Origin of the sequence: Guptibacillus sedimenti, assembly GCF_028610665.1 — a bacterium.
In the GTDB taxonomy this organism is placed as follows: Bacteria; Bacillota; Bacilli; order Bacillales; family Guptibacillaceae; genus Guptibacillus; species Guptibacillus sedimenti.
In genome coordinates this window covers 848438-873270 of record NZ_JAQQWV010000001.1, presented here as the reverse complement: position 1 = coordinate 873270, position 24833 = coordinate 848438, and the positions used below count along the sequence as shown (strand labels likewise).

The 24833-nt window shown below is 41.5% G+C and carries 29 protein-coding genes; 14 read left to right on the top strand and 15 right to left on the bottom strand.

Annotated elements, in window-relative coordinates; genetic code table 11:
• Nucleotides 1-115: 115 nt before the first annotated feature.
• Nucleotides 116-946 (top strand): alpha/beta fold hydrolase, encoded by an 831-nt coding sequence (locus tag PQ578_RS04295; RefSeq protein ID WP_273832333.1) that lies wholly within the window; start codon nt 116-118, stop codon nt 944-946.
• 18 nt (nt 947-964) lie between these two features.
• Here PQ578_RS04295 and PQ578_RS04290 read toward each other — a convergent pair whose 3' ends face one another.
• On the bottom strand, nt 965-1294 hold the full coding sequence (locus PQ578_RS04290) for a hypothetical protein (protein ID WP_098444804.1): 330 nt from the start codon (nt 1292-1294) through the stop codon (nt 965-967).
• A gap of 394 nt (nt 1295-1688) precedes the next feature.
• Between PQ578_RS04290 and PQ578_RS04285 the strand changes: the two genes are divergently transcribed.
• The 6 genes from PQ578_RS04285 (at nt 1689) to modB (ending at nt 6607) form a co-directional block, all read left to right on the top strand.
• A complete protein-coding gene (locus PQ578_RS04285) occupies nt 1689-2408 on the top strand; it encodes a cell wall-active antibiotics response protein (protein ID WP_273832332.1) in 720 nt (239 codons plus the stop codon).
• Between the two features lie 17 nt (nt 2409-2425).
• Nucleotides 2426-3454: a sensor histidine kinase gene (locus PQ578_RS04280; protein WP_273832331.1), complete on the top strand. Its 1029-nt coding sequence runs from the start codon at nt 2426-2428 to the stop codon at nt 3452-3454.
• Between the two features lie 2 nt (nt 3455-3456).
• Nucleotides 3457-4098, top strand: a complete 642-nt coding sequence (locus PQ578_RS04275) for a response regulator (protein WP_273832330.1) — start codon at nt 3457-3459, stop codon at nt 4096-4098.
• An 80-nt stretch (nt 4099-4178) separates the two neighbouring features.
• Nucleotides 4179-5060, top strand: coding sequence for a phosphatase PAP2 family protein (locus PQ578_RS04270; protein WP_273832329.1), 882 nt, complete (start codon nt 4179-4181; stop codon nt 5058-5060).
• 136 nt (nt 5061-5196) lie between these two features.
• Nucleotides 5197-5955 carry a molybdate ABC transporter substrate-binding protein gene (gene modA, locus PQ578_RS04265; RefSeq protein WP_273832328.1) on the top strand — a complete coding sequence of 253 codons (759 nt, stop codon included), beginning with the start codon at nt 5197-5199 and terminating at the stop codon, nt 5953-5955.
• A complete protein-coding gene (gene modB / locus PQ578_RS04260) occupies nt 5948-6607 on the top strand; it encodes a molybdate ABC transporter permease subunit (RefSeq protein WP_273832327.1) in 660 nt (219 codons plus the stop codon). The genes modA and modB overlap by 8 nt, the downstream gene beginning before the upstream one ends.
• A gap of 70 nt (nt 6608-6677) precedes the next feature.
• On the opposite strand, the gene PQ578_RS04255 is transcribed toward modB, so the two are convergent.
• Nucleotides 6678-7388, bottom strand: a complete 711-nt coding sequence (locus PQ578_RS04255; protein WP_273832326.1) for a hypothetical protein — start codon at nt 7386-7388, stop codon at nt 6678-6680.
• A gap of 170 nt (nt 7389-7558) precedes the next feature.
• On the opposite strand from PQ578_RS04255, the gene PQ578_RS04250 reads away from it, so the two are divergent.
• Together PQ578_RS04250 and PQ578_RS04245 are read left to right on the top strand one after the other, a co-directional pair.
• Complete coding sequence (locus PQ578_RS04250) at nt 7559-8143, top strand: YiiX/YebB-like N1pC/P60 family cysteine hydrolase (protein WP_273832325.1); 585 nt, start codon at nt 7559-7561, stop codon at nt 8141-8143.
• A gap of 101 nt (nt 8144-8244) precedes the next feature.
• Nucleotides 8245-9633: an N-acetylmuramoyl-L-alanine amidase gene (locus PQ578_RS04245; protein WP_273832324.1), complete on the top strand. Its 1389-nt coding sequence runs from the start codon at nt 8245-8247 to the stop codon at nt 9631-9633.
• 36 nt (nt 9634-9669) lie between these two features.
• Here the strand turns inward: PQ578_RS04245 and PQ578_RS04240 are convergent, their stop codons facing one another.
• The 3 genes from PQ578_RS04240 to PQ578_RS04230 form a co-directional block, all read right to left on the bottom strand.
• Nucleotides 9670-10404 (bottom strand): PAS domain-containing protein, encoded by a 735-nt coding sequence (locus PQ578_RS04240; RefSeq protein ID WP_273832323.1) that lies wholly within the window; start codon nt 10402-10404, stop codon nt 9670-9672.
• Between the two features lie 236 nt (nt 10405-10640).
• On the bottom strand, nt 10641-11237 hold the full coding sequence (locus PQ578_RS04235) for a sulfite oxidase-like oxidoreductase (protein WP_273832322.1): 597 nt from the start codon (nt 11235-11237) through the stop codon (nt 10641-10643).
• Nucleotides 11238-11365: 128 nt separating this feature from the next.
• Nucleotides 11366-12688, bottom strand: a complete 1323-nt coding sequence (locus PQ578_RS04230; protein WP_273832321.1) for a Na+/H+ antiporter family protein — start codon at nt 12686-12688, stop codon at nt 11366-11368.
• Between the two features lie 296 nt (nt 12689-12984).
• On the opposite strand from PQ578_RS04230, the gene PQ578_RS04225 reads away from it, so the two are divergent.
• Complete coding sequence (locus PQ578_RS04225; RefSeq protein WP_224882468.1) at nt 12985-13467, top strand: divergent PAP2 family protein; 483 nt, start codon at nt 12985-12987, stop codon at nt 13465-13467.
• A gap of 15 nt (nt 13468-13482) precedes the next feature.
• A complete protein-coding gene (locus PQ578_RS04220) occupies nt 13483-14286 on the top strand; it encodes a cobalamin-binding protein (RefSeq protein WP_273832320.1) in 804 nt (267 codons plus the stop codon).
• 48 nt (nt 14287-14334) lie between these two features.
• Here the strand turns inward: PQ578_RS04220 and PQ578_RS04215 are convergent, their stop codons facing one another.
• The 5 genes from PQ578_RS04215 to PQ578_RS04195 form a co-directional block, all read right to left on the bottom strand.
• Complete coding sequence (locus PQ578_RS04215; RefSeq protein ID WP_273833263.1) at nt 14335-14925, bottom strand: 3D domain-containing protein; 591 nt, start codon at nt 14923-14925, stop codon at nt 14335-14337.
• A 121-nt stretch (nt 14926-15046) separates the two neighbouring features.
• On the bottom strand, nt 15047-15364 hold the full coding sequence (locus PQ578_RS04210; RefSeq protein WP_098444820.1) for a YuiB family protein: 318 nt from the start codon (nt 15362-15364) through the stop codon (nt 15047-15049).
• Between the two features lie 583 nt (nt 15365-15947).
• A complete protein-coding gene (locus PQ578_RS04205) occupies nt 15948-16088 on the bottom strand; it encodes a YuiA family protein (RefSeq protein WP_160920744.1) in 141 nt (46 codons plus the stop codon).
• 188 nt (nt 16089-16276) lie between these two features.
• Nucleotides 16277-16753 (bottom strand): NUDIX domain-containing protein, encoded by a 477-nt coding sequence (locus PQ578_RS04200; RefSeq protein WP_273832318.1) that lies wholly within the window; start codon nt 16751-16753, stop codon nt 16277-16279.
• Between the two features lie 224 nt (nt 16754-16977).
• Entirely contained in the window at nt 16978-18180 is a 1203-nt protein-coding gene (locus PQ578_RS04195) for an NAD(P)/FAD-dependent oxidoreductase (protein ID WP_098444821.1), read from the bottom strand.
• 369 nt (nt 18181-18549) lie between these two features.
• On the opposite strand from PQ578_RS04195, the gene PQ578_RS04190 reads away from it, so the two are divergent.
• Nucleotides 18550-19557: an NAD(P)/FAD-dependent oxidoreductase gene (locus PQ578_RS04190; RefSeq protein ID WP_160920742.1), complete on the top strand. Its 1008-nt coding sequence runs from the start codon at nt 18550-18552 to the stop codon at nt 19555-19557.
• A 23-nt stretch (nt 19558-19580) separates the two neighbouring features.
• A complete protein-coding gene (locus PQ578_RS04185; protein WP_255462036.1) occupies nt 19581-19709 on the top strand; it encodes a hypothetical protein in 129 nt (42 codons plus the stop codon).
• Between the two features lie 52 nt (nt 19710-19761).
• Here PQ578_RS04185 and PQ578_RS04180 read toward each other — a convergent pair whose 3' ends face one another.
• The gene (locus tag PQ578_RS04180; RefSeq protein ID WP_273832317.1) at nt 19762-19956 is read right to left on the bottom strand and encodes a hypothetical protein; all 195 of its coding nucleotides are present in this window, start codon (nt 19954-19956) and stop codon (nt 19762-19764) included.
• Nucleotides 19957-20146: 190 nt separating this feature from the next.
• Between PQ578_RS04180 and PQ578_RS04175 the strand changes: the two genes are divergently transcribed.
• Nucleotides 20147-20968, top strand: a complete 822-nt coding sequence (locus PQ578_RS04175) for an SDR family oxidoreductase (RefSeq protein ID WP_273832315.1) — start codon at nt 20147-20149, stop codon at nt 20966-20968.
• A gap of 55 nt (nt 20969-21023) precedes the next feature.
• Here the strand turns inward: PQ578_RS04175 and PQ578_RS04170 are convergent, their stop codons facing one another.
• The 4 genes from PQ578_RS04170 to PQ578_RS04155 are packed head-to-tail and all read right to left on the bottom strand — an operon-like array spanning nt 21024 to nt 24830.
• Nucleotides 21024-21992, bottom strand: a complete 969-nt coding sequence (locus PQ578_RS04170) for a sugar phosphate isomerase/epimerase family protein (protein ID WP_273832314.1) — start codon at nt 21990-21992, stop codon at nt 21024-21026.
• 20 nt (nt 21993-22012) lie between these two features.
• The gene (locus PQ578_RS04165) at nt 22013-23053 is read right to left on the bottom strand and encodes a Gfo/Idh/MocA family protein (RefSeq protein ID WP_273832313.1); all 1041 of its coding nucleotides are present in this window, start codon (nt 23051-23053) and stop codon (nt 22013-22015) included.
• A 4-nt stretch (nt 23054-23057) separates the two neighbouring features.
• Nucleotides 23058-24086: a Gfo/Idh/MocA family protein gene (locus tag PQ578_RS04160; protein WP_273832312.1), complete on the bottom strand. Its 1029-nt coding sequence runs from the start codon at nt 24084-24086 to the stop codon at nt 23058-23060.
• Between the two features lie 24 nt (nt 24087-24110).
• A complete protein-coding gene (locus PQ578_RS04155) occupies nt 24111-24830 on the bottom strand; it encodes a ThuA domain-containing protein (RefSeq protein ID WP_273832311.1) in 720 nt (239 codons plus the stop codon).
• Nucleotides 24831-24833: the final 3 nt, after the last annotated feature.

Here is a 24833-nt window from a genome sequence, read left to right as displayed (position 1 = left end):
CCAACGCCTCGTCTCTTTTTTTGTTTAACGATCTTCTCTCTTACGTCAACTAGGATAAACTTCACCTAAGTAAGCCAAACTTTAAATAGGAAGTGCAAGAGAGGAGTTGAAGAGCGTGTTCGAAACTAGGAAAGAAAAAGTACAGCTCGACAAAGTGACATTGTCTTATGAGTATTACAAACACCCGAACCAAAAAGCTCAAACACTGGTCTTCATCCATGGGTTTCTTTCCTCTTCTTATAGTTTTCGCAAACTTTTTCCTCTTCTTCATGATCATTACAGTTTATTGAGCTTTGATTTACCTGGATTTGGTGAGAGTGAAAAAAACTGTGACATCCATTACTCCCTACATGAGTATGCCGCTCTCACCAACCGCCTTTTAGAAAAAATGCAAATTTCTAAAGTGGTCTTGATCGGGCATTCGATGGGCGGTCAAATCGCGCTTCGTACTTGTATCCAACACCCGGAGCGCGTTGAGAAACTGATTCTTTTATGTAGCTCAAGCTATATTAAATCATCATCGCTAGGACTGAGAGTTTGTTCTTATCTTCCTTTTTTTCCGTACTGCCTCAGCTTATCAATGAACGCCATTAATTTAAGGAAAAACTTCGAACATCTTGTCTATGATCGGAAGCTTCTTACTCAACAAGTGATTGACGGCTATACGACAAGTTTTAATGAAAAAGGCTTTTTCTTGGCACTAAGTCGACTGATCAGGGATCGGGAAGAAGATTTAGCTTCAACAACGCTAAACAAAATCAACTTTCCCATATTATTAATTTGGGGAAGTGATGACCGTCTTGTTCCACTTCGGGTCGGAGAACGCATGAAAAAAGACCTACCTGACGCAGATCTCCTTGTTTTCTCTCATACTGGCCATTTAATACCGGAAGAAAGACCTCTCGAAACATCAAAGGCAATTCAACATTTCCTTCATGAAAAATAACGGCGCCTCGAGGCGCCGTTATTTATTTGGAACCAATTGTGGTTCTTCTTTTAATAAGATGCTTAAAAACCCAGAAGTTACGAGAAAAGCAGCTGGTATAATATAAAAAATCGACAAAAATATGATTCCGCCTGCTGCTGAAACAAGCAGACTGAAGCCTCCTATAATCGGTCTTGTTTTCACAAAATAACAGCCCAATACGGCAAATGCGGGAAAAATAAATGCAGTTAGAAATGAAATATCTTTGACTTGAATTAGAGGTATCACATTAAACCTTGAGAGCACTGCTGCGATAATGCCAAGAACACATCCTGCAACGGCCAGTTTAAACATGCGTTTTTGTTTCATTCTATTCCCTCTCTCATTTTAAACCTTACTCTTCTTAACAATCTATTCGAGTTAAAAGCGCTTCATCCTTCTATTATTCTATACTTTCCACTAATCGTTTCCATTTTAACATGAAATTTCAGTCTTAAGGCGGAGTAAACTTCAATCGGAAGCAACTCCCACTGTCCTTCATCTTGATATACACTAGAGTTAACAGGCTGCCATTATCGTAACAGTGTTTCATGCTAGAAACTAGTATCAAATGAGACCAGTCTATCTCAACATTCCCTAAAAAGGAAAGTATTTCTTTAAGATTATCGTAGTATAAAGACTTATTAAGAAATATGGCAGGAAATAAACATACTGCTGTCAAATATGTTCACTCATAGGAGACAGAAGGAATTGGGGAGATTACATGAAACGAATTCAAACAGGACGATTCCTCGTAGCAACTTTCTTTGTTAGTCTGGGAATTTTTCTTCTTCTTATAAATCTCGGCATTATTTCCATGGAAATGACGGAAGCAATTGTCTTTTTTTATCCGTTTTTGTTGCTTCTGCTCGGAGTAAAATATCTTTTGGAAGCATTGATGCCTTCCATGAAACGAAAGAAATGGACAACTGGCACTCTCTTATTCATCATTGGCCTACTTCTCGTTCTTGATCGTTTTGAAGTGATTCATTTTACCCTTTCGAGCATTTGGAAACTGTGGCCGCTCATTTTTGTGTTGATCGGTTTTAAGATCCTTGGACAGTTCCGGAAGGTTCAAGGATTTAGTCTAGTTAGAGACCATTCCTACAACAAACCGAATTGGGAAGTTCGCTCGATGTATGACTGGAGCTTTGTATGCGACTACGACTTTGATTTTTCGACAACTCTCATCCCAGAAAAAGAAACTGTCATTCATCTCTCAGGTTTTGTTGGTGACATTAATGTGATTCTTCCAGAAGATCTTCCATTTCGAATCGATGGAAGTGCCAAGGTTTTATCCGCAACAATCGATAAACACAATCAGGATAATGTTGGAAGAGGACAGGCCATCACTTATGAAACGGATGATTTTAACGATGCTCTTCAGCGCATCGTATTTTATCTTGATTTTTCCGTGCTTGATTTAAGAGTTGATCGGATTTAAAGGAAGGTGCAATCAATGTGAACAAATCCACTTTACGATGGAAGTTACTTAAGTCGATTCTTTTTACAGCTCTTTTTACAGGAATTCTTTATTTCCTCTTTGTCCAAATAGGGTTATTTCTTCATCCCGGGTTTGTATCGCTCTGGTTTAGCCTACTTTCTCCCCTCTTCGTCATGTTGCTAGTGATCGTATTGGGAAGTTACTTTAGCTACAAAGATACGCTCTCTATCCGAAACCGTCTTGAAGATATTTCCACACAAATCATCACGTTATCGAGAGGAAGATTTACTGAAAAGATAAAACTTACGGAAGAAGATGAAATTGGACGGATTAGCTTCGAGTTAAATGAACTAACTGACAAACTACAGAAGCAGGTAACCTCTCTCCAAAATTTAGCTAATCAGAAAGCTGACTTAGCCGAAAAAGCGAGGGGGGCTGCCATTATTGAAGAACGTCAGCGCCTTGCTCGAGACCTTCACGATGCTGTTAGTCAACAGCTGTTTGCCTTAAATATGATGTCTTCTGCTTCTATTAAAATGATGGACCGCGACATCGAAACAGCCAAATCCCAAATGGTCGATGTGGCAGACCTCGCTAGTAAAGCACAAGTCGAAATGAGAGCGCTTCTCCTTCACCTTCGTCCAATTCATCTATCAGAAGATACTCTCTGTGTCGGCATCAGAAAGCTTGTGGATGAACTCGAAAAAAAATCTGGCGTAACTTTCCACCTTACACTTGATGAACTACCGGAACTTCCTGGTGGAATTGAAGAAAACTTATTCCGTATTGTCCAAGAAAGTCTCGGAAATGCTTTGCGTCACGCTGAAGCTTCTGTGATTCGAATTACTGTGAAACTTAAGAAAAAGCAATTTTTATTACATATCAAAGATAATGGAAAAGGGTTTGAAATGAATGAAAATAAAAAAGGCGCATACGGTCTCGATTCAATGCAAGAACGTAGTGATGAAATTGGTGGACAGTTTCGTGTCTCATCTCGTCCAGATGAAGGCACATTAGTCGAAGTACGTGTGCCATTGGAGGGATAACCATGACAGATGAAATTAAAATGATGATAGTCGATGATCATGATATGGTACGTAAAGGTCTCAAAGCGTATCTTCTAACGGAGCCTGATTTCCAAATTATTGGCGAAGGTGCAAATGGCAAAGAAGCAGTATCGCTCGCAAATGAGCTTCATCCTGACGTGATTTTAATGGATCTCATTATGCCAGAAATGACGGGCATTGAAGCGACAAAAGAAATAATGGCCACTCTTCCAAACACAAAAATTATTATTATCACGAGCTTCTACGATGATGAACAAGTTTTTCCTGCTATTGAAGCAGGCGCTTTTAGCTACTTGCTTAAAACAGCCTCAGCGGAGGAAATCATCACTACAATTCGAAAGGCGATTCAAGATGAAAGCGTCATCGAGCAGAAAGTAGCGCAAAAAATGATGAATCAACTACGTTCGAAACCTAAGAAACCCCTACATGAAGAATTAACTAAAAGAGAAAAAGAAGTTCTTCTTTTAATTGGTGAAGGAAAAACGAATAGCCAAATTGCAGAAGAATTGTATATTGGATTAAAAACGGTAAAAACCCACGTTAGTAATATCCTTGGAAAACTCGGTGTGAATGATCGTACCCAGGCTGCTGTATACGCCATCCGAAACGGTATGGTTCGGTAAGAAACCTGATTGTTTTTGACACCTCTCTCAATCGCTACGCATTTACTATAATAAGGAGCGATTTAAGGAGGAAACAAGCAATGGCAGACGATTATAAAAAATGGTCAGAACTTCCGTATGCTGGTGAACAAAAGCCCCCTCATAATCCAGAAGAACCATATGCGGGTTCGTGGCCGGATTACTACCTTCGTAACCAACCACCAGGGCGTTTTGCTACCCTTAACGGAAGACCAATTCGACTGGACATTAAGCATCCATCATCCATTGATTGGGAGTATGAATTAAAGAAAGTGAAGCATGCCCAGAAGCATCTAACACGAGAGCAGGCAACGCTAGCAGAATATTGGGGAACAGGAGTAGCGAGTAAGCAATGGACCCCTATTATCGACAAATTAATTGACACATATGGTGTGACTGCTCCCCGCGCAGCAAGAATTCTAGCCGCTGCTTCAGCAGGGATGAATGACGCTTTTACAACAGCCTGGTATTTAAAATACCGCTGGAACGTTGCAAGACCGAACCAGTTAGACCACGAGTTGAAGACGCTCCTCTGCACACCGAGACATCCGACATATCCATCTGGACACGCGACGATTAGCGGATCAACTGCCGAGATTTTATCGTACTTTTTCCCTACTGAAAAAGAGCGATTAGTCGAGCTCGCTAAAGAGTGTGCCGTCTCAAGACTGTACGCCGGTGTTCATTTTCCTGTGGATAATGAAGAGGGTCTTCGTCTCGGGAAGCAAATTGGCTCAATCGTTGTTTCAGAGCTAAGGAAAGAGGAGAATAGCCGTGGTCAATCCATCGACGTTCCATACCGAGAAAATCGTCACGCGAAATTAACCCCTCCACCATATAAACAGGTGATTGATTATGAATTTGATTCAACATGTGATTCAACTACAGAAAACCCTTTTGAAAATCAGCATATAAAACAACCAAAACCTAAACTCTTTTTCTAACTGTTTAGTTGACCATTTAAATCGAGTAAAGCTCGCAAAAGAAGCTTCACTCGATTTTTCTCTATGTTCTTTCCGTACAAAATGAGAAGGATTCGTTATAATAGATGGAAGATTAGCAGATGAAAGGACTTTACATATGAAACGCATATTTCTCTTGATCGTGTTGATCATTTCAGGATGTCAATCGCCCCAATCAGAGCCAGCTAGTATAACCGTTGCCGCAGCTGCAAGTTTAAGTGATGCGATGAACGAGCTTAATTCCCTTTATGAAAAAGAACATCCCAATACAAACATCACCTTAAATCTTGCTTCTTCAGGAGTACTGGCCAACCAAATTAAACAGGGTGCTCCAATTGATGTGTTTGTTTCTGCATCCGAATCTCATTTTCAGTCTGTGAAAAAGAAAGATTTACTAAACCCTGACTATCAGACTCCATTACTGAAGAATAAACTCGTACTTATTAAAAGCCGTTCAACTAATCTCGCAAATTTTGAACAATTAGCTTCCGAAAACGTGAAGCGAGTAGCGATTGGAATCCCTGAAACTGTCCCTGCAGGAGCTTATGCGAAACAAGCACTAGAATTCGCGAACGTATGGGAAACTTTAAAAGAAGAACTAATTTTCGGTAAGGATGTGCGCCAGGTATTAACATATGTTGAAACCGGCAATGCAGATGCAGGGATTGTGTATGAAACCGACTATCGTTCTTCTAAAAACGTAGACTTTGTAGAAGAAGTTCCTGAACAAGCGTATTCACCGATCATTTACCCAGCTGGGGTCGTCCGTGGTGCTCGTGAAGAAGCGACGAACTATTATACTTTCCTTCAAAGTAAAGAAGCAAAAGCGATTTTTGAATCGTACGGTTTCCAAAGTGATGTGAGTGCCAATGACTGATTTTCTTGATCCCATTCTTATATCCCTGAAAATTTCGCTTGTAGCAAGCATCATCGTAACGTTGTTAGGTATTTCGGTAAGTCGGCTCATGGCTGGAAGAACGTTTCGTGGAAAAAGCATCATCGATACGATCATTATGCTACCACTCGTTCTTCCACCATCTGTCGTTGGGTTTATCTTACTCGTTCTCTTTGGCGCTTCAAGCCCGGTCGGTCAGTGGATTGAAACCATCTTTCAGCACCCGCTTATTTTCACTTGGCAAGCCGGCGTAATCGCTGCAAGCGTCGTTGCGTTTCCTTTGATGTATCAATCTGCTAAAGTCGGTTTTGAAGCGGTGGATCGCGATATTGAAGACGCTGCTCGTGTAGATGGCGCCGGGAATTGGACCGTATTACGAATGATTTCTATTCCGCTCGCTTCTAATGCCCTTATTTCTGGCATCATCTTAAGTTTTGCCCGCGCTTTAGGAGAATTTGGGGCGACGTTAATGTTCGCGGGCAACCTTCCTGGAAAAACACAAACAATGCCAACAGCGATTTATGTGGCCATTGATTCAGGTCAAATGAACCTTGCCTGGGCATGGGTTTTGGTCACCATCTTTCTTTCAACCGTTATGCTTTTACTTTCTTATCGTGTAACCGTCAAAATGTAAAAAACTCGCTCAGCTGAGCGAGTTTTTCATACCATATGAGAGGCTTCATTTATACTATTAGCGCCATTTATTACTCTTCCGCTTCGGCATCCGTATCTCCTTGCGTCGAGTAGAATTCCTTCCTCAAGTAGATCTTTTCAATCAAGGCTTCCTCTCCACCATCTTCTGTACCATAGATCGTCACGTCTGAGAAACCTTCGATAAGGTAGAGCGTAACAGGCGTTTCAAATGGGTTTGAACCTTTACGTAGCTCTTCTACCTCAAACCCCAAACTAGCAAGCAACAATCGATTATCTTCTAAGTATTGCAACCCTTCAGGAAAGTACGTCATGGAAGTAGCGATATTATCCTTAAATAGCACTTCTCCGTTTTCAAACGTCATTTTCAGCGGGTCCTTTTCATCTACCTCAATGTTCTTAGGGAATTGAGAAACAAATTCTTCTCGGGATAAACCGAGCAAGGATTTGGCATCTACAATCAACTCAATCGAAGCAGGATCAAAGTCAATCTCTTCTTCAATCTGTGCTTCCTCTTCTTTTACCGCCTCAGGCGCTTCATCTTCATCTTGTTCCGCCTGTTCTGTCTTTTTATTGTCGGCAGAGCTCGATTCACCTGATGAAGAATCGACGAAAGCCGGTATGCCCCATACAACTATGTATAAAAGAAGCCAGAAACCAGCAAAAACTGCCGCTCTTTTCCTCGAAGATGTTACAAAGGGTTTGACTATGTTAGCGGTCATCAGCAAAAATGCGATAATCACCACTGTTTTCAAAAAATCCATGTTTCTTCACCTCACTATTAACTATAGAACCAATTGTTTCCCAAATACAATAGTTTCTTCTATAACTACTTAAACTTTTTCATGAGAATGAATTATTGGTAAAAAGAAGGAAAAGCGTTCATTCTATCTAACTAACAAGAGAGTAGTTATCATGAATAAGGAGGTTAATCATGACAGCAAATCGCTACGTTAACTTAACCGTTAAAAACTATCAGTCTGTTCGGAGCGCTATTCAAACGGGTGATCTACTCCTTTGTAGCGGATCTTATCCTGTTAGTAAAATCATTCAAAATGTATCCAATTCGAAATTCAGTCACGTCGCCCTCTTATTTCATTGGATGGACCGCTTAATGTTGCTTGAAAGTGTTGAAAGCTTTGGTGTCCGAATGGTTCCTCTCTCTCACTATTTTAATGATTATCGGAATTCAGGTCAGCCTTATAAAGGAAAACTGTATCTCATTCGCCATAATCAGGTAAAAGACTTAGACGACATCAAACGAAATGCGATGTTAAGAAGAGGCGCCGATTTAACAGGGAAATTCTATGATATTGAAGAAATTCTTAAAATCCTTGCTAGCGTCGTTATTGACGATCTGGAATCTATCCCGAATGATAAATACATTTGTTCTGAATTTATTCAAGAATGCTATCAAAAAGCAGGCATCTCGTTCCCAGACGATGGTCGTGGTTTCATTTATCCAGAGCATATTGCAAGTGATCCGGATGTGCGACCACTCTATGAACTTGTCCCTTAAAACCCATTTTCATAAATTCCCTCCCATTTCTATGGTTTGTCCAGACAAAATGGTTTGGAGTAAATAGACTATTAGTATCCAAAAATAATGGAGGGAGCATCATGACATTAATTGTCATTGATCCAGGGCATGGCGGGTTAGATTCAGGTGCTACGTATAGGAGTGTTCAGGAGAAAAATTTAAACTTGGCGATTTCTAACATGGTTCGAGATCATCTTGTTTCAGAGTACGAAGTTGATGTGGTTTTAACGCGAGAAACGGATAAAACGCTTGACTTAAAAGAAAGAACTGATTTTGCCAATGCATTAAAGGCAGATTTTTTCCTAAGCATTCACAATAATGCTTCTGGTGGAAGTGGATTTGAAACATTTATTTTTAATGGGACTGTCCCAAATGAGACGGTTCAACTTCAGACGAGTATTCACAATAGAATCGCACAAGATATTTTAAAGAAATACAACATTTTAGACCGAGGTAAGAAACGAGCAAATTTTCACGTGTTGCGTGAAACGAAGATGAACGCTTTGCTTATTGAAGTACTCTTTGTAGATAATGAAAAAGATCTTAAACTTTTAACAAATCCTGCTTTTATCATGGATGTATCAACAGTTATTGGAGAGGCTACGGCTGCAGCCTTGAAACTTCCATTTAAGAGCAAGCCGATTGAGAGTACATTATATAAGGTGATTGCCGGCTCCTTTAGTGATCGTGAAAATGCTGAAATCCATCTTGCAAAATTAATTCAGAACGGGTTTAGTGCATTTATTTTAACGACGGTCATTGATAAGAAAACATTTTATCGCATACAGACAGGCGTCTTCAGTGAAAAAGAAAATGCTGAAGCATTAGTTGAAAAACTAACAAAAGCGGGATTTGAATCCTTTATTCTCACTGAAGAGGGAATGGCTTCAATGAGTTCTTCTGTCACTCTTAAGTCAGCTAAATGCTTTAAAATACAGGGAGATGCTGTATTAACTGCTAAACAAATGGATGCTTACGCAAGAACCATTAATCCCGCAGCACCTGATTTAGCTGAACTGTATTTGTCACATAGTAAAAAGTACAACATTCGAGGCGATATCGCTTATGCGCAGGCGCTTCATGAAACAAATTTCTTCCGATTCACAGGCGACGTGAAACCTGAGCAAAATAACTTTGCTGGTATTGGCGCAACTGGCGGCGGAGTTCGTGGCGCCACTTTTCCTAATGAATCAACCGGTGTTCTTGCTCACATTCAACACCTTTTTGCTTATGCATCGACGTCACCACTTCCTGCTTTTGACCAAAAAGTGGATCCGCGCTTTGACCTCGTAACACGGGGCTCCGCAACAACGTGGCAAGCATTGAATGGAAAATGGGCCGTTCCAGGTACAACCTACGGTCAACTCATTCTCGCATTGTACAAGAAAATGGTAGAATCTGCTCTAAAAGAAGTTGAAAAAGAGCGTAACACGTTGAAGACAACCATCGAAAACTTGGAAATTGTTTAGCCAAAAAAAGAGCGCCTCCTCTTCGGAACGCTCTTTTTATCTACTATTTTTATATGTCGAAAGAGCCGCCTGTACATGAGGATGATAGGTTGTTTTTATATAATCCGTACCCGATGATACCCACCTTAACGCAGTCTCAGGCCTAACCCCAGTAATCATAATATCCACACCAAGCAGATTTAACGAGCCGCATAGCTTTGCAATCATTTCTGTGAAGTCGTCATTTAAATATGTAATAGAAGATAAGTCCATAATAAGCGTATTGACCTTCATATCCGCTACTTTTTGAAGTCCGATATCAAGTAGATAATGAAAGCCCACTTCTTCCACGACAGGTTGAATCGGTAACAGTCCAAGTTGATTCATGAGCGGAATAACGTTCACGGCCATATCTTCCATTCGTTCAATCAACTCTTCTTGCTTTTTATAAACATGTGTCATATCTCGAAATTCCACCATTGCGCCATACATTTTGTTCGAATCCATTAACACCTTCGTTTGGACCGTCAAATACATATTGAACTTCCCCCATTGGTAGGGCATCGCTTCAATAAAATATTCTTCTCCTGTTTGAACCGTTCGCTCCACATGACGCACTTCTTCTGGAGCCATGGGAAAGATATCGTACACACTTTCACCTAATATCTCGTTCCGATTCACTTTTAAAATATTCTCTCCCACTTCATTCACCTGAATGACACGATAATCCAGATCAATCGCCAGAACGCCACATGATAAATGATTCATTATATGATCCTGCAATTTACTCAATTCATCACTCCTATTAATTTCTTCTCATGATCGATAAGGAGAGTGCATCAACCTATATCCTCTTCCAGCTTTTGTTAAGCTATGGTGTCTACTCTTACAAAATTCTTTCTATAAATATATTTTCTACATTTAAACGCATATCCCTGTTTCTTCAAATGAAAATGAAACATTTTTTCATTTGAAAATAATCGTATAAGAGGATTTCTTGCAAAAAAAACTGCCTGGTCGGCAGTTTTTTAGTCCCATGCAAAGCGCTGTTCTTTCCACGGGTCTCCATACATATGATAACCATTCCGCTCCCAAAATCCCTGCTGGTTTTCCGAACGAAATTTAATGGCCCGGATCCACTTTGCGCTTTTCCAAAAATACAGATGTGGAATAACTAGCCTAAATGGATATCCGTGTTCTGGGGTTAACACTTCTCCGTTATGTTTGTAGGCAAGCAAACTTGTTTCGGCAAGAAAGTCCTCCAGCGGAAGGTTCGTTGTCCATCCTTCTTCTGCTTCAACCATAACGAATTTTGCTTCCTTTCGAATCCCTACATGCTCCGCAATTGTCCTTGTAGCAATCCCTTCCCACTCATTATCAAATTTAGACCATCCTGTTACACAATGGATGTCATTTCTTTTTGATGCTTCAGGTAACGTAAGCAACTCCTGAAATGAAAACACAGTAGGACGATCCACTAGTCCTCCTATTCTTAAGTCCCAATTTGACAAATCTTTCTCATAATACGGAACATTACCAACGTGAAGAACAGGCCATCCCGTCGTGACGCGCTGATTAGGCGGTGTGCGATCACTGTTCTGTTCCTTTTCTTTACCAAAGTACATACTGCACCTCTTTTCAACTTCTTTTCTATTAGTGTAACAGAATGTCTCCATTCACTTTTTATAGAATGCACCATAATAGGGAGTATGATCGAAAAAAAACACGAAGATCGCTCTCCGTGTTTTCTTACTTAAAATATCATCGCGGCTATCCAGCCAAAGATGATGAGTGGAATGTTGTAGTGTAAAAACGTTGGCACTACCGTGTCCCATATGTGATTATGTTGGCCATCGGCGTTTAATCCTGACGTTGGTCCAAGTGTACTATCAGATGCAGGAGAACCAGCGTCACCGAGTGCGGCAGCTGTTCCTACAAGCGCAATCGTTGCCATCGGGCTAAACCCAAGTTCCATTGCGAGTGGAACGTAAATGGCTGCGATGATTGGAATCGTGGAGAACGATGACCCGATCCCCATTGTAATAAACAATCCAACGATTAACATCAGAAGGGCAGCTAAGGCTTTATTGTCTCCAATTAATCCTGACGCCTGTGTCACAAGAGATTCAACTTCTCCCGTTTGTCTTAACACTTCCGCAAAACCATTCGCAGCAAGCATGACAAATCCGATAAACGCCATCATTTTCATTCCGTCAGTTAAAATAGCCTCTGACTCGGATAAGCGGATACTCCCTGTTACATAAAGAACGATAATTCCAGATAGCGCGCCAAGGATCATAGACTCAGTTGGTATTTGAACGGCTAGTGTCACGAGAACAGCGATAGCCGCAAAGATGATCGACCTTTTTGAATAGGTATACGTTTCAGGTGAATCCTCCTGAGCAATGGAAAGCTGTTTATACGTTCTAGGCTTGCGGTACGAAACAAATACAGCAATCACGAGACCTACAACAAGGCCAGATGTTGGCAAAAGCATCGCCGTTGGAATCGAAGAGAGTTCAATATCCATCCCGCTATCAGCCATATTTGACTGAAGGATTTCGTGAAATATTTTCCCAAATCCAGCAGGCAAAAGAATATATGGTGCAGTTAAACCAAATGTTAGTACGGCTGCAACGGCCCGACGATCCAATCCAAGTTCATTTAACACTTGAAGAATAGGTGGAATCAGAATCGGGATGAACGCAATGTGTACAGGAACAAGGTTTTGTGAGAAACAAGAAATCAAAAGAATGATAAAAAGAATAAGTACTTTTGCGAGACCTTTCTTCCGATCGCCTCCCTGTCGATTAACGAGTTTTAAGGCACGTTCTACGATCAATTCAGGTAGTCCGGTGCGAGTAAGACCAACGGCAAAGCTTCCAAGCAATGCATAGCTCAATGCAACCGTAGCTCCGCCTCCAAGTCCAGAACTAAACGCTGTAATGGTATCATCAAGAGATAAACCTCCAAGCAGACCACCAGCGATTGCGCCGACAACAAGAGCGACGACAACATGTATACGAAATAGGCTAAGGCCTAGCATAATTAAAACAGCAAGAATAACGGCATTCATCGTGCAACAACCTTTCAACAAATCCTTTAGTTTGGTAAATCACTAATAAGTTAACACGAAAGAATTTTTGTGTCAATGGAAGACGTTGCCGTTTGGAGCTGTACGCCAACTACAAATACAGTGTCATATGGTATAATAAACTGATCATTTACATATCAAAAGGCTTGTTTTTCTCGCATTACATAGTCCGATTCACACCTTAATCAGCCTCTTTTTCACCATTCGTTCGATTTAACATCCAATTCTTCGGGTACACCATTCATAGGAATCATGTAGAAAGGAAGATGTTGTCACTCATGGATATTTTGTTAAACTTTCCGCTCTGGGCAGCGCTATTCGGTGTTGTGTTTGCGCAGTTCTTAAAAGTACCGATCTACTTTATTGCTACAAAACAAATTAATTGGTCCTTATTTAATGCCACAGGTGGTATGCCAAGCTCTCACTCCGCTGCCACAACAGCGTTAGCAACTGGAGTTGGCCTTGAAACAGGGCTGGATTCACCTATTTTCGCCGTTGCTGCGATGTTCAGTATTATTGTGATGTTTGATTCCACAGGCGTTCGTAGGCAAACCGGTGAACAAGCGATTGTCTTGAACCAGCTTGTGATGAATTTTAATAGATTTGTATCTGAAGCCAAAAACTGGCAGCAAAAACAAGAGCGAGAAAAGATTGAAGAATTAAAAGAACTGCTTGGCCATAAGCCAATTGAAGTTCTTGTCGGTGGTTTACTTGGTATCATCTCAACTTTAATTCTCTATTACATTTTTCAACTTGCTTAAAGAAGGAGGACTTTGATGCGCATTGTTTCGTTATGTCCTAGCAATACTGAATTGTGTGCCTACCTTGGGTTAACCGATCAGCTCGTCGGAGTTGATGACTTTTCGGACTGGCCCGAGCAAATCACTCGTCTACCACAGCTTGGTCCAGATCTTTCAATTGACTTAGAACGAGTGAAGGAGCTAGAGCCAGACCTCATTCTTGCTTCTCTAAGCGTGCCTGGAATGGAAAAAAACATTGAAGGTCTCGACAAACTTGGACTTTCATACACCATCTTAAATCCCAATTCACTTGAAGACATTTGCAACGATATCGTTACCCTTGGGGGACTTACGAATAAAGCGCACGAAGCCGCTTCTCTTTCCAATCGTTTTAGAGAAGTGATGAAACAGTACAAAGAAATTAGTGAGCAAATCCCATGCAAACCAGAAATTTATTGGGAATGGTGGCCAAAACCGATCTTCACTCCAGGAAAAACAAACTGGCTAACTGAAATAAGTGAGCTAGCAGGAGCGAAGAACCTCTTTCGAGATGTGGAACTCGCCTCCGTGCAAACAGACTGGACAGACGTCGTGAATCGCAAACCTGATCATATTTGTCTTGCATGGGTGGGGGTTCGACAAAACAAAGTGAACCCGGCTATCGTAAAAAAACGACCAGACTGGGAGAAGCTTCAGGATCGCCCCATTCATGTCCTTGAAGAATGGTTATATTGTCGTCCATCCCCTCGTTTATTGACTGGGCTTGTGAAACTTGCTGCGATCCTTCATCCTGAACGCTATCCTGCTTTTGAAGGTGAAGACATGTTTCTAGAAAAATAGCACGATGCAAAACGTCGGAGAAGCGCTTCTCCGACGTTTTGCTTTTTCCTATTCTTTTTCGCTCATTAACTCCTGTCTAAACACTTGCATCGATTCTTCTTCATTCAAGGTTTGGAGCATTTCTTCTGTTAACGTCCCCTCTCCTTTTTGAATGAGATAAACGTCCAGTGTTTTCTTTCCCCATTCCTTATAAACATCATGAACGGTGTCGTAATATAGATCGATACGATCCCCTATAATGGCACTTCCTGTATCCGCGACTACACCAAATCCGTATTCTGGAATAAAGAGAACACTTCCAATTGGAAATACAGACGTATCAGCCGCAATCGTGGAATAAAGATCACGCTTCACTTTTACCCCTGAAAAGGTAATTCCATAAGCAGGATGATCAGCCGTTTTCCCCGTTGACTCTTCTCCCGCTGTATAACCAGTTGCCGTTACTGTGTGAACGGGATACTGCGACCAATCCTGGGACTTCGCAAGCGTCAAGCGATCCTCTTTACTGAATACGACCTGTTCAGGAAACAGCCATTTTGAGACATCATTTAACGAAAGACCAGATAATAATAAATAAGTTGATAGCAAAGCTGCAGCAAAAAGTCCGGTAAATGCGACACCTTTTGCGATCAGCAGAATGACTCGCACATCTTCCACTCCTCTCATGGTCTATTCATTTCCAGAGAAGTGAAAAGCTATTCATTCCGTAACTCGGATTCTATGACGCAAAAAAAGCTTCTGCCAACAATTGGCGAAGCTTTTAGAACATTTGATATCCTCTTACACGAAGCATTCGAATTGCAACACCTGCAAAGACTGCTCCAACAAGGCCAGCGGATAAAATAATCGCATCGGCACTTCCAAGAGAAAGAAGGTCAGTTCCTAACGCTTTAAAAGAAGAGCCCGGTGACGAAAAATATTGAAAGAACGAGACGTTATCAATGATCATGATAACGATTACAGGATAAGCAACTGCCATGATCCAAGTTGAACGAAGGAGCATATTAAGCAGAAATCCAATCCCAAAGAAAAGAACAATAAACAACAGCATCGAAATAATCAGCTGTGGAATAGCCATTGTTTCACCCCCAAGTAATCATTGTTAGTTTACTGGATTGTCCGTTTTTAGTCAATGAACGGAGAGTGAACAAAGAAAAGCGGAAGCGCCTTGTTCACCTGCGACAAGCTTAAGACGAGTATCAATGTGGCGCTCTTTGCCACAATGATACTTGGCTTAAGACCTCGAGCAGGTAGGCGCTGAAGCTAGATCAAGAAAAGCGCAAGCGGCCTGGTAGGTCCGATAATGAAAAGCGAAGACGAGCGTTTAGAAACGGAGATATTGGAACTCTTGAAATAGAACACGCTTTTTGTGTTCTGGTGAAAGAGTGAAATATCGGAGTTTCTGCTAGTCGTAGCTGGATCTTAAAAAGCGGAAGGCTTTCAATTGAACACGCCCTTTGTGTTCAACTGAAAGACTGAAGCGACTCGAGGACCTGGGCGCTGAAGCTAGATCAAAGAAAAGCGCAAGCGCCTTGTTCACCTGCGACAAGCTTAAGACGAGTATCAATGTGGCGCTCTTTGCCACAATGATACTTGGCTTAAGACCTCGAGCAGGTAGGCGCTGAAGCTAGATCAAAGAAAAGCTAAGCGCCTTTAAGCGCTTAGCTTGTTGGATTTTGTTTAGCTCCACTACCTCCACAATTATCACAAGTTTCCGATCCACCAAGAAGCAGTTGAAAGTACCCCTTCCCCTGGCAATAAGGACAGTCTGTAGCTTTCGCCTTATTTTGTTGTCTTCTCACATCAACCACTCCTTTGTTGTAATTTTCTGATAATATATCAAGAATCGTTGAAAAAGAAAAACCCCAAATTTCTGCCTGACAGCCTGTGTAAGCGGATACATCTATTATTATCAGATTATTTCGTTAATTATCAAATCATTTCAGCTATTATGATAGAATTCAATTTTGCTCACTCTTGTTCTCCTACGCTACTTAGGCGTATGATACATCAATTTATATGTGGTGTACTGAAACTGATTACCAGGATTCATTTCTGTCATAAACTGATCCATTCCATTTAAGAAAGAGGGGATCATCGAAGAGGTTCGTGGATCTGCAAGAAGCTCTTCCTTTGTTAAAAAGGCACAAGTTGCAATTTCTGCCGTCTCCGATACTTCGGTCCCTCCTGTTCTTTTCATATGAAAAACAACTAAATTATCACTAATATCGTGATTAATCACACCGGAACGAATACCGGCAATTCCAATCGTTTCGGCTACAATACCTGTTTCTTCGTAAACTTCTCTTACAGCGGCTTCGTCCACCGTTTCTCCTGGATCAACAAACCCAGCCGGAAAGGACCACTTTCCTTTTAAGCCACCATATTTCTTCATCACAACAAGATATTTTTCTTCATACTCAACGATGCCTGCAGCGGCAAGCCATACCTTCCCTCGTTTACTCAAGACAACTTCCTCCCAGGTATAAATAAAGTCGATCGCTCATAAGATTTATCATAGCCCCTATTCGATTGAATAGATTAGAAAAACGTGGCTCGTCGTCCATTCCTTTAAGACGGCAGCCATCGTTTTTCTTCTAAACAATGATTCATGCTAGCGTTTAAAAAAACGACTTTAAGATACGAAAAAAGGCAAAGACATCATGTCTTTGCCCTCTTTATCTGATGATCTTAAAATAATTTAAGCTTTCCTTTTTTCCAGACAAGCCCTGGTCCACCAAGCATGAACAGGTAACGATTATCGATCACTTTTTTCATAGCAGACGCTGTGCTACCATAAAGTTTCTTGTTTCCAACTTTACCAATTGCTTCGCCTTTTCCAAGTGATGCAACTGTCCCTTTGATGTCCGGTGTAAAGCTTTCAAGCTCTTTACCACGTACAAGGTTTAATAAGTTCTTAGAAACAGCTCCAGCAGCTTGAATCGCAACTTGAGCCGTTGGAGGGAACGGACGATCAATTTCTTCGTTAATCAGAAGCGCACAGTCTCCAACAACGAAAACATTATCGTAATCCGGTGTACGCTGATCTTTACGAACAGGTACGCGACCACGGTTTGTTTCGAAACCGGAATTAGCAACGATCGAATTTCCTTGAACGCCACCAGTCCAAACAACTGTAGCAGCTTTCACTTCTTCGTTCTCACCGAGGATGACACCGTCTTCAGTAACTTCTTTAATCATCGTACTCGTACGGAACTCTACTCCTTTTCGTTCAAGAAGGTTCATGCCGTATTCCACAAGCTCCTCGTCGAATCCTGGAAGAACAGTTGGAGAGGCTTCCACATTAATAATCTTAACGCGATCACGTGGGATATCGAACTCTTTACAAAGTTCAGGTACTCGCTCGGCTAATTCACCGACAAATTCGATTCCAGTGAATCCAGCGCCACCAACGATAATAGTTAGAAGATCATCACGACGATCTGACTCATTGTTGTAGCTCGCAAACTGATATTCAATATGCTCACGAATTTTACGAACAGAGTTTACGCTTCGAATACTGAAGGCGTTTTCTTTCAAACCTTTAATACCAAACGTAGCTGGCTCAAAGCCTAGTGCTAACACAAGATAATCGTACTCAAGTTCACCATTTGAAAGGATAACGCGCTTTTCGTCCGGCTTAACTTCTACGACTGTGTCTTTAATAAATTTAATTTTGTTCATATCAATAACGTCTTTAATCATAATGCGCGTTTTGTCATGATGCATTGTCCCTGCAGCTGGCTCATGAAGCCACGTCGTTTGATAGTGATAGTCATGCTTATTCACAAGCGTTACTTCCACTTCATTTGATCCCATCTCTTTTTGAAGACGAGCTGCTGTCATAATTCCGCCGTACCCTGCACCTAGAATTGCTATTTTTGGCCTACTCACTTGAATCACATCCACCTTTTATCGGTATTTTTTTCGGACATATCGTTAATTTTCCTGCATAGTCCTATCGTGAAACGTCAATAAACGCTGATTATAAGGAATCTCTTGGTTCAAAATAAACAATCCTTCGTATAATCAAAAGAGATTGTTAAGTATTTCACGTTCCAGATCAAAAAAATGTTGATCCAGCACGCACTTTGTCATAAAATTTTCAAATCTGACGCTCCATTCTAATCATATTCTTTTTTATTTCCTTTTTCAACCTTTATAATGAAAGTTCTAGAGGTGTTTTCACCTTAGGGGTTTAGTTCCGTTTTCATTATGATTATAATAATGAAAGCAGAGTATTAAATTTTAGGGGGACTGACTATGACAGACCAACAAGAACTTTATGATATAACGATTATTGGTGGAGGTCCTGTTGGCTTATTCACCGCATTCTACGGTGGTATGCGCCAACTTAAGGTTAAAATAATTGAAAGTATGCCTCAACTTGGAGGGCAGCTCTCTGCGCTCTATCCTGAAAAATACATTTATGACGTTGCCGGTTTTCCAAAGGTGCTGGCACAAGACCTTGTGGACAATCTTGTTGAACAGGCTAATCAATTTAATCCAGACGTTGTGTTGGAACAGTCTGTTGAAGAAGTGTCAACGCAAGAAGACGGTACACTCTATCTTCGTTCAAATACAGGTGATGAGCATTATACGCGCGCAGTGATCATTACTGCCGGTGTTGGCGCATTCCAACCACGACGTCTTAAAGTAGAAGGCGCGGATCTTTATGAAGGGAAAAACCTTCACTATTTCGTGAATGATCTTACTGCGTTTGCTGGTCAAAAGGTTCTGATTGCCGGTGGTGGAGATTCCGCTGTTGATTGGGCGAACATGCTTGAGCCAATTGCTGAAGAGGTAACGCTTATTCACCGTCGCGATAAATTCAGAGCACACGAGCATAGTGTGGAACAGCTTATGAACTCCTCTGTTAACGTTCAAACACCATATAACATTACTGAGTTTATTGGGGACGGAGACCGTATTAATCAAGTCGTTCTTGAGCAGGTTAAAGGCGAAGGGTCAATTACGAAAGACGTTGACGCGGTTATTGTAAATTACGGCTTCATCTCTTCTCTTGGACCAATTAAAGAATGGGGTCTCGAGATCGAAAAGAATTCAATAGTGGTTAATTCCAAGATGGAAACAAACGTACCCGGCATTTACGCTGCTGGTGATGTGGCTACATACGATGGGAAAGTAAAGCTCATCGCCTCTGGATTTGGTGAAGCACCAACAGCTGTTAACAATGCCAAATCCTATATGGATCCTGATGCAAAGGTACAGCCGCTTCACAGCACAAGCCTCTTCGATAAGAAAAAGTAAGTCCTACGAAAGGGAGGATACACATGGATCAAATTCTTTTTATCATCGTTATGGTTGCAGGTCTTGGTTATTCTCTTTATAACAGTTTAAAAGAAACGCCAAAACCGAATTGGAAAACGGTTAAACAAAACCTCTTTCATTCTTCTCACTAAAACGTTAAAAACCCCGTACAAAACGTACGGGGTTTTTAATATGTATGTGTTTTTACCATCCAAGCCCAACTTTAGTAACCAAGATTTCTTCACCTGAATCTTCTTTTAACGAAATTTCGTAACGACCTGTTTGATTTGAGTAAGCGAGCGTTTTTTCTTTAAAAGCGACATTTGCCTGGTAGCGAACATCAAACGTTTCGGCCTCTAGATCTCCAGACCCCTCTTCATGTATCTTTACTGTAAACAATTCAATCCCCTCCTTCTATAGTCATTTTATCACCGCTAGAAATCATGAGATATGACAAATAGTTTACACCATATCCATCATTTTCCACGAAAATTATTTTCTGATCGGCACATTCGTAATGATTATTTTCTTCTTAATGTGGGTAAACCCGAAGTAGACTTCAAAAAAACAAGTGCAGGAGGATTTACTCATGAATCGATTACAAAATAAAACAGCCGTGATCACAGGAGCTGCCACTGGCATAGGACAAGCAACAGCCGAACTTTTCGCAAAAGAAGGTGCAACCGTATTATGTGCGGACGTGAATACGGAAGAAATGAACAAAACGGCTGAGAAGCTGAATAGTGACGGCGGTAACGTAAAAACCTACCATGTTGACGTTTCAAGTGAGGATAGCGTGACAAGCTTCGCTAACAAAGTGAAAGAAGAATATGGCACGATCGATGTCCTCTTTAATAATGCAGGAGTGGATCAGGAAGGCGGTAAAGTACACGAATATCCGGTTGAATTGTTTGATCGTATTATTTCTGTTGATCTACGCGGTACATTCTTAACAAGCAAATACTTACTACCGCTAATGATGGATAATGGAGGTTCAATTATTAACACGTCATCGATGTCAGGCCGAGCGGCTGACCTTGATCGCTCTGGGTACAATGCGGCTAAAGGTGGCATTACAAACTTTACGAAAGCCATGGCGATTGATTATGCAAGACAGGGAATTCGCGTCAACTCACTCTCCCCTGGTACGATTGAAACACCATTAATCGATGAACTCGCAGGGACGAAGGATGAAGAAATGGGTCAGAAGTTTAGAGATGCCAACAAGTGGGTGACACCGCTTGGAAGACTTGGACGCCCTGATGAAATGGCGAAGGTTGCTCTTTTCTTAGCATCAGACGATAGCTCTTATGTAACAGGTGAAGATATTACAGCTGATGGCGGCATTATGGCGTATACGTGGCCTGGAAAAATGCTTATTGATGAGCAGTGGAAAAAGGAAACAGAATAAAAGTATGAAGCAAAACCCCGATGCAACAAGCATCGGGGTTTCTCTTTGAATAAAGTTAAGCCCACCACATCTCCGTTGGCTGTTCAACAATTAAAACAGACTGAAGGTTCTTAACCGCCGTTTGGAAGCCTTCATTAATCGACATAAGCGGGTCTTCATGTTCAATGCTAACAACATGGTCATAGCCATAGGTACGAAGCGCACTCATAATATGGGACCATTCTTGATTGCTATGTCCGCAGCCGACCGAACGAAACGTCCAGGCGCGCGTTTTCACTTCGCCATACGGCTGCATGTCGGTTAAGCCATGCATGTTCACATTATCTTGATCAATATACGTATCTTTCGCATGGAAATGGTGAATCGCATTTTCTTTCCCAAGAATTTTAATCGCTGCGACTGGATCGATTCCCTGCCACCACATATGACTTGGATCAAGGTTTGCACCAACAGCATCGCACGTTAACTCACGAAGCTTAAGCATTGTGTATGGCGTATGAACAAGAAATCCGCCGTGAAGTTCAAGACCAATTTTCACATTATGATCCTTCGCGAATTGCCCCCACTCTTTCCAATAAGGCACTAGCTTCTCTTCCCACTGCCACTTCAATATATCTGAGTACTCAGCAGGCCATGGCGTAACAGGCCAGTTTGGGTTTTTCGCGTCTTCACTATCTCCGGGCGTTCCTGAGAATGTATTTACAACTGGAACGTTCATGGCTGATGCTAATTTCACAGTCTTAACGAACGTATCATGGCACTCCTTAGCAAATTGCTTATCAGGGGAAATCGGATTTCCGTGACAGCTAAATGCACTAATCTCAAGTCCTCTTGAATGAACTTTATCAAGATATTCCGAGCGCTTTTCTTCACTTTCGAGCAATTCATCTAGATTGCAATGCGCATCACCTGGATAGCCCCCCGTGCCAATTTCGACCGCTTTCAGTCCAGACGCTTTCGCGTGATCAAGCATTTCTTCAAATGATTTATCTGAGAATAGAACGGTAAATACACCTAGTTTCATAGGATCACTCCTCTTCAGTTTTAATTCAGTCGAATGCTTCGACCAGTGGCACAACTTTCATAAATGGCTTCAATGACCTGTGAAACGCGTCTCGCCTCTTCTGATTTCACGATTGGTTGTTCTAGGCCAAGGCAGCTGTTAACGAAGTTTGCTGCTTGAGGCAATCCTGGATCGTCATCTCCAGGTGTCCACTGACTACTCGTGTTTAATAGCATGCCGTGCTGTGCTTTATTTAATTGAAATGGAAAGACATCAATTCCTCCATCGCTTCCAGAAATACTCACCGCTTCTTTGTCCTCTGCAATGTTAGCGGACCAAGATGTTTCAAAAAGCATGGATACGTTGTTATCAAAGCGAATGTATGCCGTTACATGATCATCTACATTAAATGTTTCATGATCAAACGTCCCCCACTGATTTACTTGCGCAGGCGTTTTGCTGAGACGATTATAGGTTGTGCCAGTCACTTCAACTGGCTTCACATTTCCCATTAACCACATGCTTAAATCTAGGAAGTGACAGCCATAGTCAATTAAACTACCACCGCCCTGAAGCTGTTTATTCGTAAACACGCCCCAGCCTGGCACTTTTCGACGACGGAGAGCCTGTACTCTTGCGACCATTGGATCTCCGATTTCATTCTCTTGAATGAGTTGACGTGCGGCACGCGGTTCTTTCATAAACCGATAATGATACGCAATTGATAAAATTTTCCCAGACGTTTTTTCAGCTGCGATCATGCGATTACATTCTTCTACGGTCATGGCCATTGGTTTCTCACAGAGAACATGAACACCTGCAATAAGAGCCTGTTCAGCAAGGTCAGCATGAAATTTATTCGGTGTGCAAATTGTTACAGCATCTACTTCTTTCAATAGAGCTTGAACGTCATCATAGACATTCGGAATCGCAAACACGAGAGCTGCTTGCTTCGCTTTCTCATAATCGACATCATAAACACCAAACAACTCTACTTGTTCAGAGAGCTGTTGGTACGCTGGGATATGGCGGGACTGAGCGATGCCGCCAGACCCGATAATCCCCATACGTAATTTATTCACTTGATCACCTCAGGTTAATGATTTGCTTCGTTTCATTTGATTCTAGTGCTGCGAGAACAACTTGTAACGAGTTCATTCCTTCTGTACCGCTAACAGGAACTTCTTTGTCTTCTAGAATACTGTCTACAAATTGATCGATAACCTTCGAACTCGATTGACCGCCACTATCATTCGTTTGAATCCCACCGAGTTCATATTTCACCACTTCACCTGTCTGATACTGGACAACGAGTGAATTCACTGGATCCTCTTCAAGTCTTAGGATGGCTTTCTCTGCATAGATAATCGTTGAATTGTCTTCCTTCGCTGTATAGGCCCAGCTCGCAGCTAGCGTTCCAATAATACCGCTTTCAGACTTTAAGATACAGACCGCATTATCATCAACCGTTGCAAACTCCTTCGCGCTTGTTTCGACAAAGGATCCCACTTCAACAATTTCTTCATTTAACAAGTAACGGATGAGGTCTGTCTTATGAACGCCAAGATCTCCCATTGCTCCAATAAATGCTTTATCTTTTTCAAAGAACCAGCTCTCTTTGCCATCCACGCTCCATCCTTCAGGTCCTGGATGGCCAAAAGCGGTTCGGAAGCTATACACATTGCCGATTTCACCGCTGGCAAGGATTTCTCTTGCTTTTGCATGAGACGGAACAAATCGTTGATTGTGCGCAATCATTAACTTCTTCCCACTCGTACTAGCCGTTTCGATCATTTCTTCGGCATCTGCACGTGACGTTGCCATTGGTTTTTCACAAAGCACATGCTTTCCTGCTTTTAATGCAGCAATAGAAATCGGGGCATGAAGGTAGTTTGGCGTACAAACGCTTACAGCATCCACTTCACTATTTTGAAGTAACTCTTCATAACTTTCATAAGCTTTTGCGCCATAAAGGGCGGCCGTTTCATCCGCTCTAGTTTTGACAATATCGCATACCGCAACAATTTTTATTTGTGTATTTGCTGCGTATTCTGGTAAATGACGGTGTTTCGCAATACTCCCACATCCGATAACACCAATTTTCAATTCATTCATGGTTTCTCCTCCTCAATCAATCTCTTATTTAGACGCGATCGTTTCAAGTGGTTTGGCATTTCCATAGACTGGCTTTGGTATCGTCGTCGGTTTAGCCCAGGCAACCGCATTTTTCATGACGCGTTGAATATCTTTATGGTAATAGGTTGGGTACGTTTCATGACCTGGTCTGAAATAAAAGACTTTTCCTTGTCCGCGCTTATATGTACAGCCGCTTCTGAAAACCTCTCCTCCTTCAAACCAGCTTACAAACACAAGCTCATCAGGTACTGGGATATCGAAATGCTCGCCATACATTTCTTCTCGCTCAATCTCAATTTTCTCCCCAAGTCCTTCTGCGATCGGATGCGTTGGATCGACAATCCACATTCTTTCTTTCTCATCTGCTTCACGCCATTTCAAATCACAGCCGGTTCCCATCAATTTCTTGAAAATTTTCGAAAAATGACCGGAATGAAGCACGATAAGCCCCATGCCATCTAGAACACGCTGATGAACACGATTCACGATTTCATCTGATACTTCTTCATGAGCGATATGCCCCCACCAGAGAAGAACATCTGTGTTGTTCAGAACCTCTTCCGATAAACCATGTTCAGGCTCGTCCAAAGTTGCCGTTTTTACTTCAAAATCCTCTTTGAGAAATTCTGCAATTGCACCGTGAATGCCGTTTGGATACACGCTTCTTACTTCTTCACTACTCTGTTCATGACGATTTTCATTCCATACAGTAACGTTAAGCATTCA

Bases quoted from the DNA above. Each gene is read 5' to 3' on its own strand.
- PQ578_RS04270 (WP_273832329.1), top strand. From the start codon at position 4,179: ATGGCAGACGATTATAAAAAATGGTCAGAACTTCCGTATGCTGGTGAA.
- PQ578_RS04290 (WP_098444804.1), bottom strand. From the start codon at position 1,294: ATGAAACAAAAACGCATGTTTAAACTGGCCGTTGCAGGATGTGTTCTT.
- PQ578_RS04225 (WP_224882468.1), top strand. From the start codon at position 12,985: ATGGATATTTTGTTAAACTTTCCGCTCTGGGCAGCGCTATTCGGTGTT.
- PQ578_RS04230 (WP_273832321.1), bottom strand. From the start codon at position 12,688: ATGAATGCCGTTATTCTTGCTGTTTTAATTATGCTAGGCCTTAGCCTA.
- modA (WP_273832328.1), top strand. From the start codon at position 5,197: ATGAAACGCATATTTCTCTTGATCGTGTTGATCATTTCAGGATGTCAA.
- PQ578_RS04185 (WP_255462036.1), top strand. From the start codon at position 19,581: ATGGATCAAATTCTTTTTATCATCGTTATGGTTGCAGGTCTTGGTTAT.
- PQ578_RS04170 (WP_273832314.1), bottom strand. From the start codon at position 21,992: ATGAAACTAGGTGTATTTACCGTTCTATTCTCAGATAAATCATTTGAA.
- PQ578_RS04155 (WP_273832311.1), bottom strand. From the start codon at position 24,830: ATGCTTAACGTTACTGTATGGAATGAAAATCGTCATGAACAGAGTAGT.
- PQ578_RS04255 (WP_273832326.1), bottom strand. From the start codon at position 7,388: ATGGATTTTTTGAAAACAGTGGTGATTATCGCATTTTTGCTGATGACC.
- PQ578_RS04160 (WP_273832312.1), bottom strand. From the start codon at position 24,086: ATGAATGAATTGAAAATTGGTGTTATCGGATGTGGGAGTATTGCGAAA.
- PQ578_RS04250 (WP_273832325.1), top strand. From the start codon at position 7,559: ATGACAGCAAATCGCTACGTTAACTTAACCGTTAAAAACTATCAGTCT.
- PQ578_RS04285 (WP_273832332.1), top strand. From the start codon at position 1,689: ATGAAACGAATTCAAACAGGACGATTCCTCGTAGCAACTTTCTTTGTT.
- PQ578_RS04245 (WP_273832324.1), top strand. From the start codon at position 8,245: ATGACATTAATTGTCATTGATCCAGGGCATGGCGGGTTAGATTCAGGT.
- PQ578_RS04235 (WP_273832322.1), bottom strand. From the start codon at position 11,237: ATGTACTTTGGTAAAGAAAAGGAACAGAACAGTGATCGCACACCGCCT.
- PQ578_RS04275 (WP_273832330.1), top strand. From the start codon at position 3,457: ATGACAGATGAAATTAAAATGATGATAGTCGATGATCATGATATGGTA.
- PQ578_RS04220 (WP_273832320.1), top strand. From the start codon at position 13,483: ATGCGCATTGTTTCGTTATGTCCTAGCAATACTGAATTGTGTGCCTAC.
- modB (WP_273832327.1), top strand. From the start codon at position 5,948: ATGACTGATTTTCTTGATCCCATTCTTATATCCCTGAAAATTTCGCTT.
- PQ578_RS04175 (WP_273832315.1), top strand. From the start codon at position 20,147: ATGAATCGATTACAAAATAAAACAGCCGTGATCACAGGAGCTGCCACT.
- PQ578_RS04190 (WP_160920742.1), top strand. From the start codon at position 18,550: ATGACAGACCAACAAGAACTTTATGATATAACGATTATTGGTGGAGGT.
- PQ578_RS04210 (WP_098444820.1), bottom strand. From the start codon at position 15,364: ATGGCTATTCCACAGCTGATTATTTCGATGCTGTTGTTTATTGTTCTT.